Raw genomic sequence first — 14,624 nt, forward strand, 5'->3', positions numbered from 1 at the left:
CGTTTCGGATGAGAAAATAAGAAACGTTTTAGGAGGAAACCGGCGCATCAGCGTGTGCGGCTGTTGCCCTCTTTTTGTTGCAGACCGTCTGGATTCCGGTTTTCCGGCTGCGGAATGGCATAGATTTCCGTATATGCCTCCGCTTCCTCATCGGACACCGGCGGGGTCTGGATCAAGCCGGTGCATTCGGTGGCAGAAGCGACCGTGTCATAATCGAAGAAGTCATCCTCCATGTCCATCGGCGCCATCTGCTTGTTTTTTGGATTGTTCATTCTGGCGAGGCTCCTTTCCGCCGGATCCTGTGATTGCCTTCGGCGGCCATTCATTTCCCCGGCATCGTTTAGTTTCTCTCACATTTCGAAAAAAATACCCAGAAATCTCCGCAACAGGCGGGCCGCTTTGGGCGCATCCATTGGTTTGCTTGAAGTGGATATGGCGGAAAAACTGCTGTTTGCCGGCATCCGTTTCGGGATTTTTGCTAGAAGTTGGCGATTCCTTCCGCCGCTGTATTGACTTTGTTCTCCAGATCGGGGTAAACTATACCCGTTTGGTAATTTCCGGTTTGATGTGAAGGGCAGGAGGGACTTGTGAACATACAGATTTTTGGAAAGAAGAAGTGCTTTGACACTAAGAAGGCGGAACGCTATTTCAAGGAGCGCCGCATCAAGTATCAGATGGTGGACCTAGCGCGCTTTGGCATGAGCAAAGGGGAGCTGTCCAGCGTCAAAGCGGCGGTGGGCGGCCTGGAACCTCTGGTGGATGAAAAGGCGGAAGGGGCGCTGCTCCTTCGGTATCTGGCCAGCGAAGACGCAAAAATCGAAAAGCTTTTGGAGTCCCCTGCGCTTTTCCGTACGCCGATCGTCCGGAACGGGAAGCAGGCGACGGTGGGCTATTGCCCGGACATTTGGAAAACATGGGAGTGAAACAGATGGCATATTTGTTTGTGGAATATCCAAAATGCACCACCTGCCAAAAGGCAAAAAAGTGGTTGGAGGAAAACGGCATACCGTATACGGACCGCCACATCGTGGAACAGAACCCCACGGTGGAGGAACTGAAGGAATGGCACACGCGCAGCGGCCGGGAGCTGAAACGGTTCTTTAACACCAGCGGTTTGCTGTATAAGTCCATGCACTTAAAGGAGAAATTGCCGGAGATGTCGCCGGAGGAGCAGTTTGAACTGTTGGCGACAAACGGAATGTTGGTGAAGCGCCCGCTTCTGGTGGGCGATGATTTTGTCCTGATCGGGTTCCGTCCCGCGGAATGGGAAGCCTGGAAGGAGGCACACGCATGACGGAGGTAGCCGCAGCGATTTTGCGCAGGGATGGGAAAATCCTGATTTGCCAGCGCAAAGAGGGCGGAAACTGCTCCCTTCTCTGGGAGTTCCCCGGCGGCAAACGGGAGGCCGGGGAGACCATGGAGCAGTGTGTGGTCCGAGAATGCCAAGAGGAGCTGGGGATCGTGATTCGTCCCAAGGGCCTTTATGCGCAGGAGCATTACACCTACGGCACGGAACCGTTCTCCTTTGCGTTTTTTAATGCGGAAATCGCAGAAGGGGAGCCGGAGAACCACGTCCATCGGGCGATGAAATGGGTGCGCCCGGCGGAACTTCTCAGCGAGCCCTTCTGTCCCGCGGATGAGGGGATTGTCCGCCGGTTGGCGCAAGAGGGCTCCTTCCTCCAGGCGGTACATCATGTGGCGATCATTGTTTCCGACTATGAGAAATCAAAGGCGTTCTATGTGGACACCCTTGGGCTGGAAGTGGTCCGCGAAAACTACCGGGCTGACCGCGGCTCCTATAAGCTGGATGTCAAACTTGGGGATTGCGAGCTCGAAATCTTTTCCTTCCCCGGCAGCCCGCAGCGCCTGACCCGGCCGGAAGCCTGCGGCCTGCGCCATTTGGCGTTCCGGGTGGCCGACATCCACGAGGCCGTCGCAGAATTGGAACGCCGCGGCGTCGAGGTGGAGCCAATCCGCGTGGATGCCTATACAGGGGATTTGTACACCTTTTTTATGGACCCGGACGGCCTGCCGCTGGAGCTCAAGCAGTGTGCGGCGCCCGGACAAAATTAAGCAGTTGGAGGAACAGCCTTGTCTAAGTATGTAAATGAAATTGAGAAAAGAAGAACCTTTGCGATTATTTCGCACCCGGACGCCGGTAAAACGACCCTGACGGAAAAGTTCCTGCTGTACGGCGGGGCAATCGCCATGGCGGGCGCGGTCAAAGGGAAAAAGGCGGCGCGTCATGCGGTCTCCGACTGGATGGAGATTGAGAAGCAGAGGGGCATTTCGGTCACGTCGTCCGTGATGCAGTTCCATTACGAGGGATATTGCATCAATATTTTGGATACGCCGGGCCACCAGGATTTCTCGGAGGACACATACCGCACCCTGATGGCGGCGGACTCCGCCGTCATGGTGATCGACGCGGCAAAGGGCGTGGAACCGCAGACCCGCAAACTGTTTAAGGTCTGTTTATTGCGTGACATCCCCATTTTTACCTTTATCAATAAGATGGATCGCGAAGCGCGCAACCCATACGACCTTTTGGACGAGATCGAATATGAGCTGGGGATCAAAACCTATCCGATGAACTGGCCGATCGGCTGCGGCAAGGAGTTCAAGGGCGTTTACGACCGGAATAAGAAGGAGATCATCGCGTTCCGTGCCAACGATGAAATGGCGAACGGCCAGCGCCAGGTGGCGGCCATCGAAGCCGACCTCAGCGATCCAAACCTGGCGGAGCTGATCGGCGAGGATCACCGGCAGACGCTGGTGGACGATGTGGAGCTGCTGGACGGCGCGGGCTATGAGTTCGACCTGGAGGCGGTGCGCCACGGGCGGCTTTCGCCGGTGTTCTTTGGTTCGGCGCTCACCAATTTTGGCGTGGAGCCGTTCTTGGAGGACTTCCTGCATATGACGACGCCCCCGCTGCCGCGCAAGTCGGACGCTGGGGAGATCGATCCCTTCGACGACGATTTTTCCGCGTTTGTCTTTAAAATCCAGGCGAATATGAACAAGGCGCACCGCGACCGTGTGGCGTTCATGCGCATCTGCTCCGGGAAGTTTGAAAAGGGCATGGAGGTGCTGCATGTGCAGGGGGATAAGCGGATGAAGCTTTCCCAGCCCCAGCAGCTCATGGCGCAGGAGCGCGAGATTGTAGACGAGGCCTATGCGGGCGACATCATTGGCGTTTTTGACCCGGGCATCTTTTCCATCGGCGACACCATCAGCGTGCCGGGGAAGAAGTTCCGGTTTGAGGGCATCCCCACATTTGCGCCGGAGCACTTCGCTTTGGTGCGCCAGGTGGACACCATGAAGCGCAAACAGTTCATCAAGGGGACTTCCCAGATCGCCCAGGAAGGCGCAATCCAGATTTTCCAGGAGCTGGGCGGCGGCATGGAGGAAGTGATCGTCGGCGTGGTGGGCGTCCTCCAATTTGAGGTCTTGGAATACCGGCTAAAGAATGAGTACAATGTGGATATCCACATGGAGCGGCTTCCCTATGAGCATATCCGTTGGATTGAGAATGAGGATCTGGACCCCAAAACGTTGAACTTGACCTCCGACACAAAGCGGATTCAGGATCTGAAAGGGAACCGCCTGCTCATTTTTGCCAATAGTTGGAGCATTAACTGGGCGTTGGAGCACAATGAAGGGCTGAGGCTTGCCGAGTTTGGAAGATAACGTCCTCTAATTTTATAGATAGAAAAATAATTTAGGATTTTTAGGTATATACTTTACCTGAAAATCCTTTTTATTTAAACTAGGATTTGTCTATCTTTTATCTTTGTACATAAAATTTTTAAAAAGATATAGGCTTTTTTCATCTATACCTTGAAAATTTTGCAGATGTACATTATACTTAGGGTAAAGTAACGAAAGGCCGTTGATGGCTTGCTTAACGCTTGTTCGGAAGAAGTAGCAGGGGTTGTATCTTTAATATTTTCCAAAAAGAATAAATTTTCTGCCATTAAATGGTATAATCCATATGAATTAGAAAGTTCGTCTCAATGGCGTTTGATTGGATAGCTCCCTCTATGGAGAAATGCAGAGTTCTTCAAGAGGATGTTAGGTTTAGAAGTTTTATAGACCAGGAGGGGCAGATATGAAAAAGCGGGCATTTTCCGTTTTCCTTTCGCTGACGATTGTTTTTTGTGCGATTTCTGCATATTTAACACAGGCGGCAGCGGAGCAATTCCTGGGAAGCGGCGCATGGCATGTGGATGATGAAGGCGCCCTCGTGCAAGAGGACGGCTATTATGTCTATACCATTAAGCCGGGGGATATTGAAGATGGCGTTGCAACCATCCGTTTTGACCCAATCGCTTCCCCGAATGTTTTGATTGAGGACAATTATCATCCCGGCAGCAATACGGGCGTAAAGGTGAAGCTTGTCAATGAAAGCGGCCAGAAGCTTGTTTGGGAATCCGGCGGTTATGACTTTACGACGGTCAATACTTATCAGGTGGGTGGACCGATCCCGCTGGATATCAGCCAGTACACCGGATTTGTATCGGTGGATTATGGCACGGAAGAACATCCGTATGAAATCCAGTATGGCACCGCTTACCAGACGATCCCCAATTCCTTTGATGTTCTGGGATTTGACGACCAGTACATTCGCTTTGCTGTGGCGGCGGTTCGGACAAGCAACAAGCCTATGGCGCGGCTGTTCGGCAAAGAAGATCCCTATGATGTTACGCTGACCGAAGCGGTGCAGGTGGAGTCGCGCGTCAAAGAAGCGATTTCCTTCCGCGATGCGGACGGCCATGAGCGTACAGTCTCTGCGGATGCGGACCGTACCTATGCAGATTATTTGAAGCTGTATTACAATGTGGATTCGTTGGAAGATCTGACCAACCGGCAGAAATTGGAAGTCTTGGGCGGCGAAATGGAGTTTAAGAGCTTTTCGGAGGACCCTTCGGAGCGCTTCGATCCCAATACGACGGACCCCATGTTTGACCAATTTAAGCTATATGGCATTATTAAGCCGAACAACCATTATCAGATGCTGGAGACGGACCCGGAGCTCTTAGCAATGGGATACCATTACCTCTATAGCAACTGCATGCGTTTTACCTTCGATGCAGAGACGTCTCCGATTGACGGTGTGAAGGATTCCGCAAATGGAATGAGCATTGCGGACTTCATGGAAAAGGATTCGGGCTCGGCGGCTACACAGAGTGCAGAAAATGTTTTCGGCGGTACGGTATTGAATGAAAACGATGTGTTGACATTGGATCATCTGGCGTTTGCTTATCAGGCGCCAAATGCATTCAACTGGATGCCGCATTGTATCGATTTTAATTTCGCTTTGAAGTTCGATGTAGACGATGGGGACGCTTCGAGCGACCCAGGAAGTTCCAGCGAGGATTCCTCCCATGGCGGCGGAGGCGGCGGTGGAGGTGGAGGCGGTGACGACCGTCCCGACCCGACGCCGTCTGAGGATCCTTCCAGCAATCCGCCCACCGTTCCAGAGACACCGTCGGAAGGCGGGGGCTCCGCAGGCGGCGGAACAGATACTTCCGGAACGACAACCGTGCCGCCGGAAGGCAGTGAGGAAGCAAATGCGTCTACAGATGGACTCTCCGGAGGCCATATCGGTGGAGACGATTCCTCCGGCGGGACGAGTGGAAAGCCTAAGACCGGCGATCATACCTTGGCGTTGCTCGCTGTTTCAGCTACTTTAGCGGTAGGCTCCGGGGCCTTGTGTATCTTTTTCCGCGGGAAAAAAGATGAGCAGGACGATGTTCAAGAAGAAAGATGAGATTTTCAGGAGGGAACTCGCAGGCCATAAGCATTGCAGAGGGCTTTCTGTGGAAACGGTGTGACAGCAGTTTATGAGGAAGACGGCTGCCACACGAAACGACGGCGGTATGCAAATACTGGCCATGCCAAAAGGTGGGGGCGCCTGGGCATTTACAGGCGGAAACTCTTACCCACAAAACGTTATCTACATTTTGGCCGCGCGGATTGTCCCTTGACCGGGACGGTCCATAAACCCAAATATATTCAATTAGGAGGAAACAAAAATGAGCGCAAAGAGAAAACTGGCAATGTCCGGTGTAGCAATCCTGGTTGTTCTCACCCTCGTGGCTGGCGCTACCATGGCTTGGTTCACCGACACCGAGAAGGTCAACGCAAACTTTAAGGCCGGCATCCTGGACATCAGTGTTTCCGATGACGATGCATCTGATGGAACAGAGTTGAACTTCGTGAACATGCGTCCGATGGAGGAGGACACGGCAATTGCCGAGATGACGGATACCCTGAATGGCGGCCGCACAGAGTCGACTTATGAAGAAGAAGGCTTTAAGAATCCGACGGTCTATGTACAGCAGTTCGCTATCAGCAATGATGGTACCCTGCCTGTCAACCTGAAGCTCTCCTTTGAAGAGGCTGCTACGGAATCGCACCGGATTCCGAAGCTTGTCCCGAACGGCAACGGCGGCATCAAGAACTTGGGCACCGATGATCCGGCTTGGAAGTGCGAAAATGAGTTGGGCAAGGCGTACAACGGATACACCGGAAACAATATCAACCTTACTTATGATGCGGCTAACTATAGTGGCACGAACGATCACTTCCATGTTGTTCTGTTCCAGAAGGTTCCTGTTGATGAGACATGGATGTGGAAAGTTGTTGCTGAGGACATCACCCTTGACCAGCTGCAGGGCACAGACGGTTATGTCCTGAAGGACAGCGACGGTAATGATCTGCTTCTCCCGGCAGGCGCAACGGCTGAGAACAATACATATGCTCTGGGCGCCTATCTGGATAAGGATGCTGACAACGAGTATCAGGGCAAAGAGTACCATGTCAACTTCACTGTGAATGCAAAGCAGGTTGACAAAGATGCAACGTACGCAGACAAAGCCTAATATTATTTATAGTAGCTTTGTCGTATAGCAAAGTGAAATAGCGAAATATGAATGGGTTTTTGCGGTTATTAAGAGGTCAAATCAACCGGCGCGCCGGGGCAGTTGCCCCGGTGCACCGGCCTATCTTATTTCACAAGGGGGAAGGGCAAGTTGTTCAAACTGCTTAAAGAGTCGTGGCTAAGTCTCACTTTGATACTGGTGATTTTGGCGACTGTATGTACAGCTACGTTTGCGTGGCAGGTAGATCAAAAACAGATGCCGCTGACGGCTACTAGTGCATTGGTCAATGTCAAGCTGAACCTTGCGAACAACGAGGAGTCCGACCCAGGCGTTTTAAACTTGACAGCTTTGCAGGATGGCCAGACGGCCTATATCCCGTTTAAAATGCAGAATGTTTCCAACATTCAAACGGAAGTGAATTTCCGCGTGTTGGTGAAAAATGCAGATGGCGAAGAAATTGAGGATGCGCTTGCGGATTGGGAGATCGCCATACTCGATAACGGTGAGCCTTTGGAGCGTTCAGAGGATGGGACCTCTTTTGTTGCACAGGTTGGCGTAGCGGAAGAGGATGCGGACACGATTGCTTATACATTGCAGTTGAAAGCTGCTTCGGATTCGGACCTCAGTGCTTTAGGGACGGAGGACGCGCAGCTGTATGTCACGGCAGATGTTTCTATCCCTGAGGCAGAGTCCGTTCAGGAATAATAAGGATCGGTTGCCGGTCATACACAGCGTTTTTAGGAAATGTCTGAGTAGAGAGGCTGCGTATGATGGAACGTATAAAAAAAATATGGTCAATTATTTGTAAAATCTTAAATGCTTTTTTTCTGGTCGTGCTGATTGGGCTGATCGTGATCCTATTGTATCTTGCGATTGGTTCAAAAGGGAACGGGTTGCCGTTTTTGCAGAATTACCAAATGTTTACCGTGTTGAGCGGAAGTATGGAACCGACTCTAAATGTTGGCGGCGTAATTATTGTGGAGAAAGTAGACCCGATGACCTTACAGGAGGGGGACATCATCACCTTTATCTCCAATGATACTTCATTGAGTGGACAAGTGGTGAGTCACCGGATTATCCAAGTGGTTGATAACAACAACGGCCGGATGTTTATCACAAAAGGTGATGCGAACGAGGATCGTGACGATGCGGCCGCTGTGCCAACGAATGTCATTGGCCGCGTTATCTTTCATATCCCATATTTGGGCTATCTTTTGAATTTTATGAAGACCAGGAATGGTTTCTTCTTCCTTTTGTTGTTGCCATGTATGATCATCCTATTTGTGGAATCCATTAGTTTATTGAAAAACTTTTGGGCTTACCAGGATGAAAAGAAGGCGCTTAAAGAAGGAAAATCCGAAAATGCTTCCGATGAGCAGGCCCCTTCCGAGCAGGAGGCGCTTCCCGATGGACTACAAAAAGAGCCAGGGGACGCTGAGATGCTAAATTTTGAAGGGCCAACAGAGGAAACGTCGGAGCAACAAAGACCAGAGGCGCAGGAGCTTGTGGCTTCGCAAAGTGCGGATCTGGTTGAACCGTCGGATGAACATGATGCAGAAGATTCTCAAATAAAGGACGATTAATTTGAAAGCAAGCTGAAATCTTGTATATAGATCCATGCTTATGATCAATCGAAGGAGTGGTTGCAATGAAAATGCGTTTTTTAAAATTACCAGTGGCCACCATTTTGAGTATGGGGCTTCTGCTCACAGTGGCGACAGGGACAACGCTCGCTTCGGAGGAAGGCGAAGGGGGTTCTTTCGGTGACCATCAAGAGATGGTCGTCTCCGTCTATGATGGGGATGTTGTAGATTTTTCAAGTGCAGTCGAACCTGAGAACCTGTCCGGTCTAAAGAAGATGGTGAAATCAGGCGGTGAGGATGATACCATCCAAGTTTCTGCAGAGACCCTGTCGGATGGCCGAATCACAATCAGCCGGCCGGTGAACTTGTATGTGGATGGATACGATTCTTTGAGCGGGGCGGATCAGGATAAAGTGAAATTGGTGATCGACCTGCCTGATGAGTTGGAAGAAGACGTAGCGCGTGTGATGACCATCCAAGGATTGCCGGAAGAGTGCGTTCTTGTCCGGAATTTGGGACCTGTGAGCTTATACGTTGTGGGGACGGACGCTGGAGAAGTGTCTGAACCAGCGAAAGAAAGCATACCAGCGGAAGAGAGCACGTCCGTGGGCGAAAATACGCCTGCGGAGGAAAGCGCGCCAGCAGGCGGAAACACATCGGTAGAAGAGAGCGTGCCAGCAGGTGAAAATACATCCGTGGAAGAGAATACAGCGCTGGATGAAGGGCAGAATGGGCCGGTAGAGGGCAATACGACCATACCGGAACCGGCAGGAGAAGAGAGCAGCACCCTGGAGGTATCCGAATAACCGATCAAGACAAAGCAGGAATATCCATAGTGGGAAACGGCTTATTGCCACATCTCAAATCATTTTAATAGCGCCTCGCTCTCTTGCAGGCGCTATTTTTTATGTAAGAATCTTTTGGATTCATTGCAGGAGCTTTGGAATGATGCTGGTAACACAGCATTTGAAGATTTATGGGTTTCTGCATGATAAAGGAGTTTCAAAATGCGGCTCTTTATTGCCATCCGTTTCAGTGAAGCTATCTTAGAAGCACTCTGGTATATAGAAAACCAGCTTTGCCAGCAGGCGTTATCTGGAAATTTTACACGGAAAGAGAATTTTCATTTGACCTTGTCCTTCTTGGGAGATGTTACAGAGGTGGATGCCATTCTACAGGTGATGGATCAGGTGAAATTGCCTGCTTTTCCTCTGCGATTAGAGGGGATAGGCTGTTTTTGCCAAGAAAAGGGCGGGGATATCCTTTGGGCTGGAGTCAGAGAGTCCCAGGGGCTCCGCCAACTGCAAAGTTTTTTAGAGCGTGCCTTGCGGCTCAAGGGGTTCCCGCTTGAGCAGAGGGGGTTTCAGCCGCACATCACCCTAGGAAGAAAGGTAAAATTGTGTGAAGGGTTTCCTTTAGCAGCGTTTTCTGCCACCATCCCCCCAGTGGATATGGAGGTTAGAAAGTTTTACCTGATGCGCTCCGACTCTCCACAGGGAATACTTACATATACGGAAATTTATGAGAGAGAGTTGGAGGGATTGCCAGGCCATTCATACGATTCCGACGAATAGGAGGCGGATAGATGCCGGAGAAAGAAAACGGGATTGTTGTTTATATGCTTCAGTGCATCGATGGGACCCTCTATACTGGATGGACCAACCATCTAGAAAAGCGGCTGGCCGCCCATAATGCAGGCCGTGGGGCAAAATATACACGTTCTCGTAGGCCGGTCCACCTCGTTTATCAGGAAGCGCAGCCGGACCGTTCGGCTGCCTTGCGTAGGGAGGCGGAAATTAAGCGTTTGACCAGGCTGCAAAAGCTGGCGCTAATCCACGGAAGGCCGCTTGATTAAGAGAGATGGATTGTGCTATACTTTTGAAAACAACGATCGATAGAAGGAGGAGTTATACCATGCCATGCATCCAGACGAAAGTCAGCGTTAAAATGACGGAACAGCAGGAAAAAGCGATTAAGGCCAAATTGGGGCAGGCAATTTCCCTAATCCCGGGAAAAAGTGAAAACTGGCTGATGCTCACGTTCGAAGACGGTTGCAAGATCTACTTCCAGGGGGACTGTGACAAACCGGCAGCCTTTGTAGAGGTCAAAATCTATGGGAAAGCCAATGGTAGCGTGTACAACCAAATGACAGCAGCCATTACGGATATTTTGAGCAAGGAGCTACAGATCGCCCCAAACCGTATCTATGTGAAATATGAAGAAGTTGCCTATTGGGGTTGGAATGGAAATAATTTTTAAATAGAGAGATCCGATAAGAGAAAAACGCCTCTGCAATTCGCTAAGATCGCGATTGCGGAGGCGTTTTTTGCGTAGTCCAAAGAGGGCTGGGAAATTTCGCTAGGAATTTTTTGAAATGGAGAGCGCCCTTTATAGCACGTGAATGACCATTTGTAATAATAAGGACAATATATACAAATGGTACTTTTATCCGTTGGCAAATACCAAAAAATAGAGTAGGACGAGTGCCCCCAGAATGATCCGATAATATCCAAATGCTTTAAAATCGTGCTTTTTGATATACCCCATCAAGAATTTGATAGCAAGGACGGAAACCACAAACGCTACAATCAGGCCGGTCAAAAGGATGGCGATTTCCATACCGGTATATGTAAAGCCAAACTTGACCATTTTTAAAAAGCTTGCGCCGAACATCACGGGGATCGCTAGGAAAAAGGTAAATTCTGCGGAGACCGTGCGGGATGCACCAAGCAGGATTCCTCCGAGGATGGTCGCCCCAGAACGGGAAGTCCCAGGGATCAGCGCCAGCACTTGGAACAGACCGATACAAAAGGCAGTGCGGTAGGAGAGATTCGAGAGCGTGCGTACTTTTGGCCTACGGCGTTTGTTCCAATTCTCCACTAAGATAAACAGGACACCATAGAGGATGAGCATGATGGAGACCGTTACATAATTGAAAAAGATGCTTTCGATCATATCATCGAAAAGGAGCCCGATCACCGCCGCAGGCAAACAGGAAACAATAACCTTGCCCCAAAGGGTGAATGTATCACGCCTTTCCGTTGGCGTCTTCTTTCGTGAAAAGGGATTGAGCTTGTGAAAATACAGCACCACAACGGCAAGAATCGCACCTAGCTGGATAACGACCAGGAACATATCCTTAAAGGCCTGCGAAGTGTTGAGTTTGATGAATTCGTCTGCAAGGATCATGTGGCCCGTGCTGCTGATGGGTAGCCATTCCGTGATACCTTCAATGATGCCAAGAATGGCAGCTTTGAGGAGCTCCAGTAAATCCATTGATATACCTCCTAAACGGTTGGTCGTTCTGGCAGAGGGCGCCGTCAGATTGGATGCGCCTCCGGCCGCCGTTATCCATTATACAATGGATGACATAAAAATAAAACGATATTTAGCGATTTCTTAAAAGGATGATCCCGTTTATAAAAAATCCGAATAACATCGAAACAGGTCGAAACTGTGCCTCTTTCACAAAGCGGAAAACAACAAAATCAAAAAAGCTTGCTACCTCGTCTATTGAAAACTTTATTCTGCAAGGCTATAATCCAATTATAGCCTAGAGTTTTCAATATGCCTTTGAAAATGTGGATGGCTTGTAAAACTAGGAGGAGGGTTTCGTAATGTTTGAGCAATTAAAAGAAATGATACGGAATTATGTTCAGGTGGCAGATGAGGATATCCACAGGGATTCCCGATTTGTGGAAGATTTGGGATTCAATTCTTATGAGTTTATGTGTCTCGTCGGAGAGGTTGAGGATGAATTCGACATCGAGGTGGAGGAACGCGAGGCGGCAAAGATCAAAACGGTGCAGGAAGCGCTGGATTACATCGCCACTTTGACAGAAGAATGATTTGTACTTGTCCAGTTCCTTTGGAAGGGCAGGAGCACCGGGCTGCCTATACCTTGCTCGCCTGGGCGCTACATCGTCTACACGGCTTTTCTGGCAGGTTGGTTTTGTCACGGACGCCAGAGGGGAAACCGTTCCTACATGATTTCCCCAAAGTCCGGTTCAGCGTTAGCCATTGCACAGGGATGGTTGCTTGCGCGGTCGATTGCGTGGAAACGGGCGTGGATATCGAAGCGGTCCGCCCATATTCCGAACGCCTGACATACCGGTGTTTGGCTCCGGTTGAGCGGGAACAGCTTTTGGGTGATAGCCGGGAGCGGGAAGAAGCATTCTTTCGCTTTTGGACGTTAAAAGAAAGCTATGGAAAAGCGTTAGGGACCGGGCTTGGGTATCCTCTCCGGGAGGTTTCTTTTCATCTGGGGGACCCCCCAAAGAGCAACGTGCCCGGCTATTTCTTTATACAAAAAGTAATAAATAAAAAATTTATACTTTCTGTGTGCAAAAAAGGAATTCCCCCAGAACAAACGGTAACCGTCTTACGGCATTTGCCAGAACGGATAGGAGGTATTACTTATGAGGATGGATCAATTGCAAAACCTGAAGGATTTGGTTGACTTTTCAGCTGAGACCTATGGGGAGAAGACTGCAATCCGCTATAAAAAGAAAAAGGAGATCATCGACCGGTCCTATCTGGACCTCAAACGGGACAGCGAGGCGTTTAGCCGGACACTGTTGCAGAGAAATCTCCGCGGAAAGCATGTGGCGCTGTTGGGGCCTACAAGCTATGAGTGGATTGTTGCCTATTTTGGAACGGTGAATTCCGGTGGGGTCGCTGTACCGATCGATAAGGAACTGCCGGCTGCCGACATCTGCGACGAGCTGAATCGTGCGGATGTGGAAGTGTTGGTCTATGACAGTAGCTATGCGGATATTGCCGAGCAGGTGCGGAGCGGCTGCCCGCAGGTTATGACCTATTTTGAGATGCAGCGTGCGGAACATGGCGAGGGGACGCTATCCTTTCACCGGTGCCTGGAAGAAACGGCGGGGACGTTTGACGAACCTGTGGATCGGGAAAAGCTCAGCGTGATTATGTACACTTCTGGAACAACTGGAAAGAGCAAGGGGGTTATGCTCAATCATCGGAACCTGATTGATAATGTCGTCCATTTGGAAATGGGCATCGAACCTGGATCGGCCGTATTGATGACAGTATTGCCAATTCACCATGCCTACTGTTTTACCTGCGATATCCTGAAAGGGTTACAGTTGGGGTCAACCATCTGCATTAACGATTCCCTGATGCGTATTGCAAAAAATTTGCAGGTCTTTAAGCCAAATACCATGCTAGTGGTGCCAATGATCGCACAGGTTATGTACAACCAAGTCTGTGAAGCAGCGAAAAAGTCCCTGGTGATCCCCAAAAAGGTGATTGCGAAGGCGGCGTTTGGCGGAAATTTACGCACGATCTACTGCGGCGGCGCGTACCTCAATCCGGAGATGATCGAAAAATTCCGGGAGTTGAACATCAACCTGGTGCAAGGGTACGGTATGACGGAGTGCGCTCCCTGTATCAGCCGCAATTCGGAACAATGTGTCAAAGAGGAATCCGTGGGGAAATTGCTGCCTGGCTGTGAAGCAAAGGTCGTGGACGGAGAAATCTGGGTCAAAAGCAGCTCGGTGATGTTAGGATATTACAAGAACGAAGAGGCTACAAAGGAGACACTGGTGGACGGTTGGCTGCGTACCGGCGATCTCGGCTATGTCGATGAGGACAATTTCCTGTATATCACAGGCCGCAAGAAGAACCTGATTATTCTGAGCAATGGGGAAAATGTTTCCCCGGAAGAGCTGGAAAACCGGATCAGCGAAGACCCTCTGGTCGCCGAAGTATTGGTATATGAGGAGGACGGGCAGATTACAGCAGAGATCTACCCCAACGAGGAGTATGCTGCCAAGAAGCGCATCAAAGATGTCCAAGCAGAGCTTTCTGCACGTGTGGATGCCATGAACCGGGCTTTGCCGATGTTTAAGCAGGTACGCAGGATCAAACTGCGGGAGACAGAGTTTGAAAAAACGACCTCCCGTAAGATCAAACGGCACTACGGGACGGCATCCTCCAAATAGAAGCCAATATAAAAGAATCAGGCGGTCCCTTTTCCAGAGATTTCAGGGGGGGAACCGCCTGTTTGGCAAAGGGGATTGTAGAACTTTGTCTCTTTTGTTGCACTGCTCTTGTAAAGTCCTCAAACTTACGTTATAATATACAGGCATAGGTTACAAAAACCATCGCCTTTTGGCGATTCAGTCTATTA

The 14,624-nt window shown here is 50.2% G+C and carries 17 protein-coding genes and 1 pseudogene; 16 read left to right on the forward strand and 2 right to left on the reverse strand.

Annotated elements, in window-relative coordinates:
- Positions 1-47: 47 nt before the first annotated feature.
- Entirely contained in the window at positions 48-272 is a 225-nt protein-coding gene (locus B5F54_RS02695) for a hypothetical protein (RefSeq protein ID WP_242969617.1), read from the reverse strand.
- Between the two features lie 315 nt (positions 273-587).
- On the opposite strand from B5F54_RS02695, the gene B5F54_RS02700 reads away from it, so the two are divergent.
- The 13 genes and pseudogenes from B5F54_RS02700 (at position 588) to B5F54_RS02755 (ending at position 10,726) form a co-directional block, all read left to right on the forward strand.
- Complete coding sequence (locus B5F54_RS02700; RefSeq protein ID WP_087230117.1) at positions 588-923, forward strand: arsenate reductase family protein; 336 nt, start codon at positions 588-590, stop codon at positions 921-923.
- A gap of 5 nt (positions 924-928) precedes the next feature.
- On the forward strand, positions 929-1,294 hold the full coding sequence (locus B5F54_RS02705) for an arsenate reductase family protein (RefSeq protein WP_087230331.1): 366 nt from the start codon (positions 929-931) through the stop codon (positions 1,292-1,294).
- Positions 1,291-1,596, forward strand: a pseudogene (locus tag B5F54_RS18000) ((deoxy)nucleoside triphosphate pyrophosphohydrolase); the annotation flags it as partial. The gene B5F54_RS02705 and the pseudogene B5F54_RS18000, both read left to right, overlap by 4 nt.
- A 60-nt stretch (positions 1,597-1,656) precedes the next feature.
- Entirely contained in the window at positions 1,657-2,073 is a 417-nt protein-coding gene (gene gloA2 / locus B5F54_RS17490; RefSeq protein WP_242969620.1) for an SMU1112c/YaeR family gloxylase I-like metalloprotein, read from the forward strand.
- An 18-nt stretch (positions 2,074-2,091) separates the two neighbouring features.
- On the forward strand, positions 2,092-3,687 hold the full coding sequence (locus tag B5F54_RS02715; protein ID WP_087230124.1) for a peptide chain release factor 3: 1,596 nt from the start codon (positions 2,092-2,094) through the stop codon (positions 3,685-3,687).
- A gap of 421 nt (positions 3,688-4,108) precedes the next feature.
- Entirely contained in the window at positions 4,109-5,770 is a 1,662-nt protein-coding gene (locus B5F54_RS02720) for a hypothetical protein (RefSeq protein WP_087230127.1), read from the forward strand.
- A 265-nt stretch (positions 5,771-6,035) separates the two neighbouring features.
- Positions 6,036-6,884: a TasA family protein gene (locus tag B5F54_RS02725; protein WP_087230130.1), complete on the forward strand. Its 849-nt coding sequence runs from the start codon at positions 6,036-6,038 to the stop codon at positions 6,882-6,884.
- 150 nt (positions 6,885-7,034) lie between these two features.
- Positions 7,035-7,589, forward strand: a complete 555-nt coding sequence (locus tag B5F54_RS02730) for a hypothetical protein (RefSeq protein ID WP_140400315.1) — start codon at positions 7,035-7,037, stop codon at positions 7,587-7,589.
- 62 nt (positions 7,590-7,651) lie between these two features.
- The gene (locus B5F54_RS02735) at positions 7,652-8,467 is read left to right on the forward strand and encodes a signal peptidase I (protein ID WP_087230136.1); all 816 of its coding nucleotides are present in this window, start codon (positions 7,652-7,654) and stop codon (positions 8,465-8,467) included.
- A gap of 65 nt (positions 8,468-8,532) precedes the next feature.
- Positions 8,533-9,273 (forward strand): hypothetical protein, encoded by a 741-nt coding sequence (locus tag B5F54_RS02740; protein WP_087230139.1) that lies wholly within the window; start codon positions 8,533-8,535, stop codon positions 9,271-9,273.
- 201 nt (positions 9,274-9,474) lie between these two features.
- A complete protein-coding gene (thpR, locus tag B5F54_RS02745; protein WP_087230142.1) occupies positions 9,475-10,041 on the forward strand; it encodes an RNA 2',3'-cyclic phosphodiesterase in 567 nt (188 codons plus the stop codon).
- Between the two features lie 11 nt (positions 10,042-10,052).
- Positions 10,053-10,322 (forward strand): GIY-YIG nuclease family protein, encoded by a 270-nt coding sequence (locus B5F54_RS02750; protein ID WP_087230145.1) that lies wholly within the window; start codon positions 10,053-10,055, stop codon positions 10,320-10,322.
- A 59-nt stretch (positions 10,323-10,381) separates the two neighbouring features.
- Complete coding sequence (locus B5F54_RS02755; RefSeq protein ID WP_087230148.1) at positions 10,382-10,726, forward strand: phenylpyruvate tautomerase MIF-related protein; 345 nt, start codon at positions 10,382-10,384, stop codon at positions 10,724-10,726.
- A 186-nt stretch (positions 10,727-10,912) separates the two neighbouring features.
- On the opposite strand, the gene B5F54_RS02760 is transcribed toward B5F54_RS02755, so the two are convergent.
- Positions 10,913-11,743: an undecaprenyl-diphosphate phosphatase gene (locus B5F54_RS02760; RefSeq protein ID WP_087230150.1), complete on the reverse strand. Its 831-nt coding sequence runs from the start codon at positions 11,741-11,743 to the stop codon at positions 10,913-10,915.
- A gap of 341 nt (positions 11,744-12,084) precedes the next feature.
- Here B5F54_RS02760 and B5F54_RS02765 point away from each other — a divergent pair, with 341 nt between their 5' ends.
- From B5F54_RS02765 to B5F54_RS02775, 3 genes are all read left to right on the forward strand, one after another.
- On the forward strand, positions 12,085-12,315 hold the full coding sequence (locus tag B5F54_RS02765) for an acyl carrier protein (protein WP_087230153.1): 231 nt from the start codon (positions 12,085-12,087) through the stop codon (positions 12,313-12,315).
- Between the two features lie 218 nt (positions 12,316-12,533).
- The gene (locus B5F54_RS17495; RefSeq protein ID WP_172749512.1) at positions 12,534-12,926 is read left to right on the forward strand and encodes a 4'-phosphopantetheinyl transferase family protein; all 393 of its coding nucleotides are present in this window, start codon (positions 12,534-12,536) and stop codon (positions 12,924-12,926) included.
- The gene (locus B5F54_RS02775) at positions 12,886-14,436 is read left to right on the forward strand and encodes an AMP-dependent synthetase/ligase (RefSeq protein ID WP_442856098.1); all 1,551 of its coding nucleotides are present in this window, start codon (positions 12,886-12,888) and stop codon (positions 14,434-14,436) included. The genes B5F54_RS17495 and B5F54_RS02775 overlap by 41 nt, the downstream gene beginning before the upstream one ends.
- The last annotated feature ends 188 nt before the right edge of the window (positions 14,437-14,624 follow it).

It is taken from the genome of Anaeromassilibacillus sp. An250 (assembly GCF_002159845.1).
Taxonomy (GTDB): Bacteria; Bacillota; Clostridia; order Oscillospirales; family Acutalibacteraceae; genus Anaeromassilibacillus; species Anaeromassilibacillus stercoravium.

Excerpts from the sequence above, each read along its gene's own strand:
- B5F54_RS02695 (WP_242969617.1), bottom strand. The coding sequence starts at position 272 with ATGAACAATCCAAAAAACAAGCAGATGGCGCCGATGGACATGGAGGAT.
- B5F54_RS02705 (WP_087230331.1), top strand. The coding sequence starts at position 929 with ATGGCATATTTGTTTGTGGAATATCCAAAATGCACCACCTGCCAAAAG.
- B5F54_RS02720 (WP_087230127.1), top strand. The coding sequence starts at position 4,109 with ATGAAAAAGCGGGCATTTTCCGTTTTCCTTTCGCTGACGATTGTTTTT.
- B5F54_RS02725 (WP_087230130.1), top strand. The coding sequence starts at position 6,036 with ATGAGCGCAAAGAGAAAACTGGCAATGTCCGGTGTAGCAATCCTGGTT.
- B5F54_RS02735 (WP_087230136.1), top strand. The coding sequence starts at position 7,652 with ATGATGGAACGTATAAAAAAAATATGGTCAATTATTTGTAAAATCTTA.
- B5F54_RS02740 (WP_087230139.1), top strand. The coding sequence starts at position 8,533 with ATGAAAATGCGTTTTTTAAAATTACCAGTGGCCACCATTTTGAGTATG.
- thpR (WP_087230142.1), top strand. The coding sequence starts at position 9,475 with ATGCGGCTCTTTATTGCCATCCGTTTCAGTGAAGCTATCTTAGAAGCA.
- B5F54_RS02750 (WP_087230145.1), top strand. The coding sequence starts at position 10,053 with ATGCCGGAGAAAGAAAACGGGATTGTTGTTTATATGCTTCAGTGCATC.
- B5F54_RS02755 (WP_087230148.1), top strand. The coding sequence starts at position 10,382 with ATGCCATGCATCCAGACGAAAGTCAGCGTTAAAATGACGGAACAGCAG.
- B5F54_RS02760 (WP_087230150.1), bottom strand. The coding sequence starts at position 11,743 with ATGGATTTACTGGAGCTCCTCAAAGCTGCCATTCTTGGCATCATTGAA.
- B5F54_RS02765 (WP_087230153.1), top strand. The coding sequence starts at position 12,085 with ATGTTTGAGCAATTAAAAGAAATGATACGGAATTATGTTCAGGTGGCA.
- B5F54_RS02775 (WP_442856098.1), top strand. The coding sequence starts at position 12,886 with ATGAGGATGGATCAATTGCAAAACCTGAAGGATTTGGTTGACTTTTCA.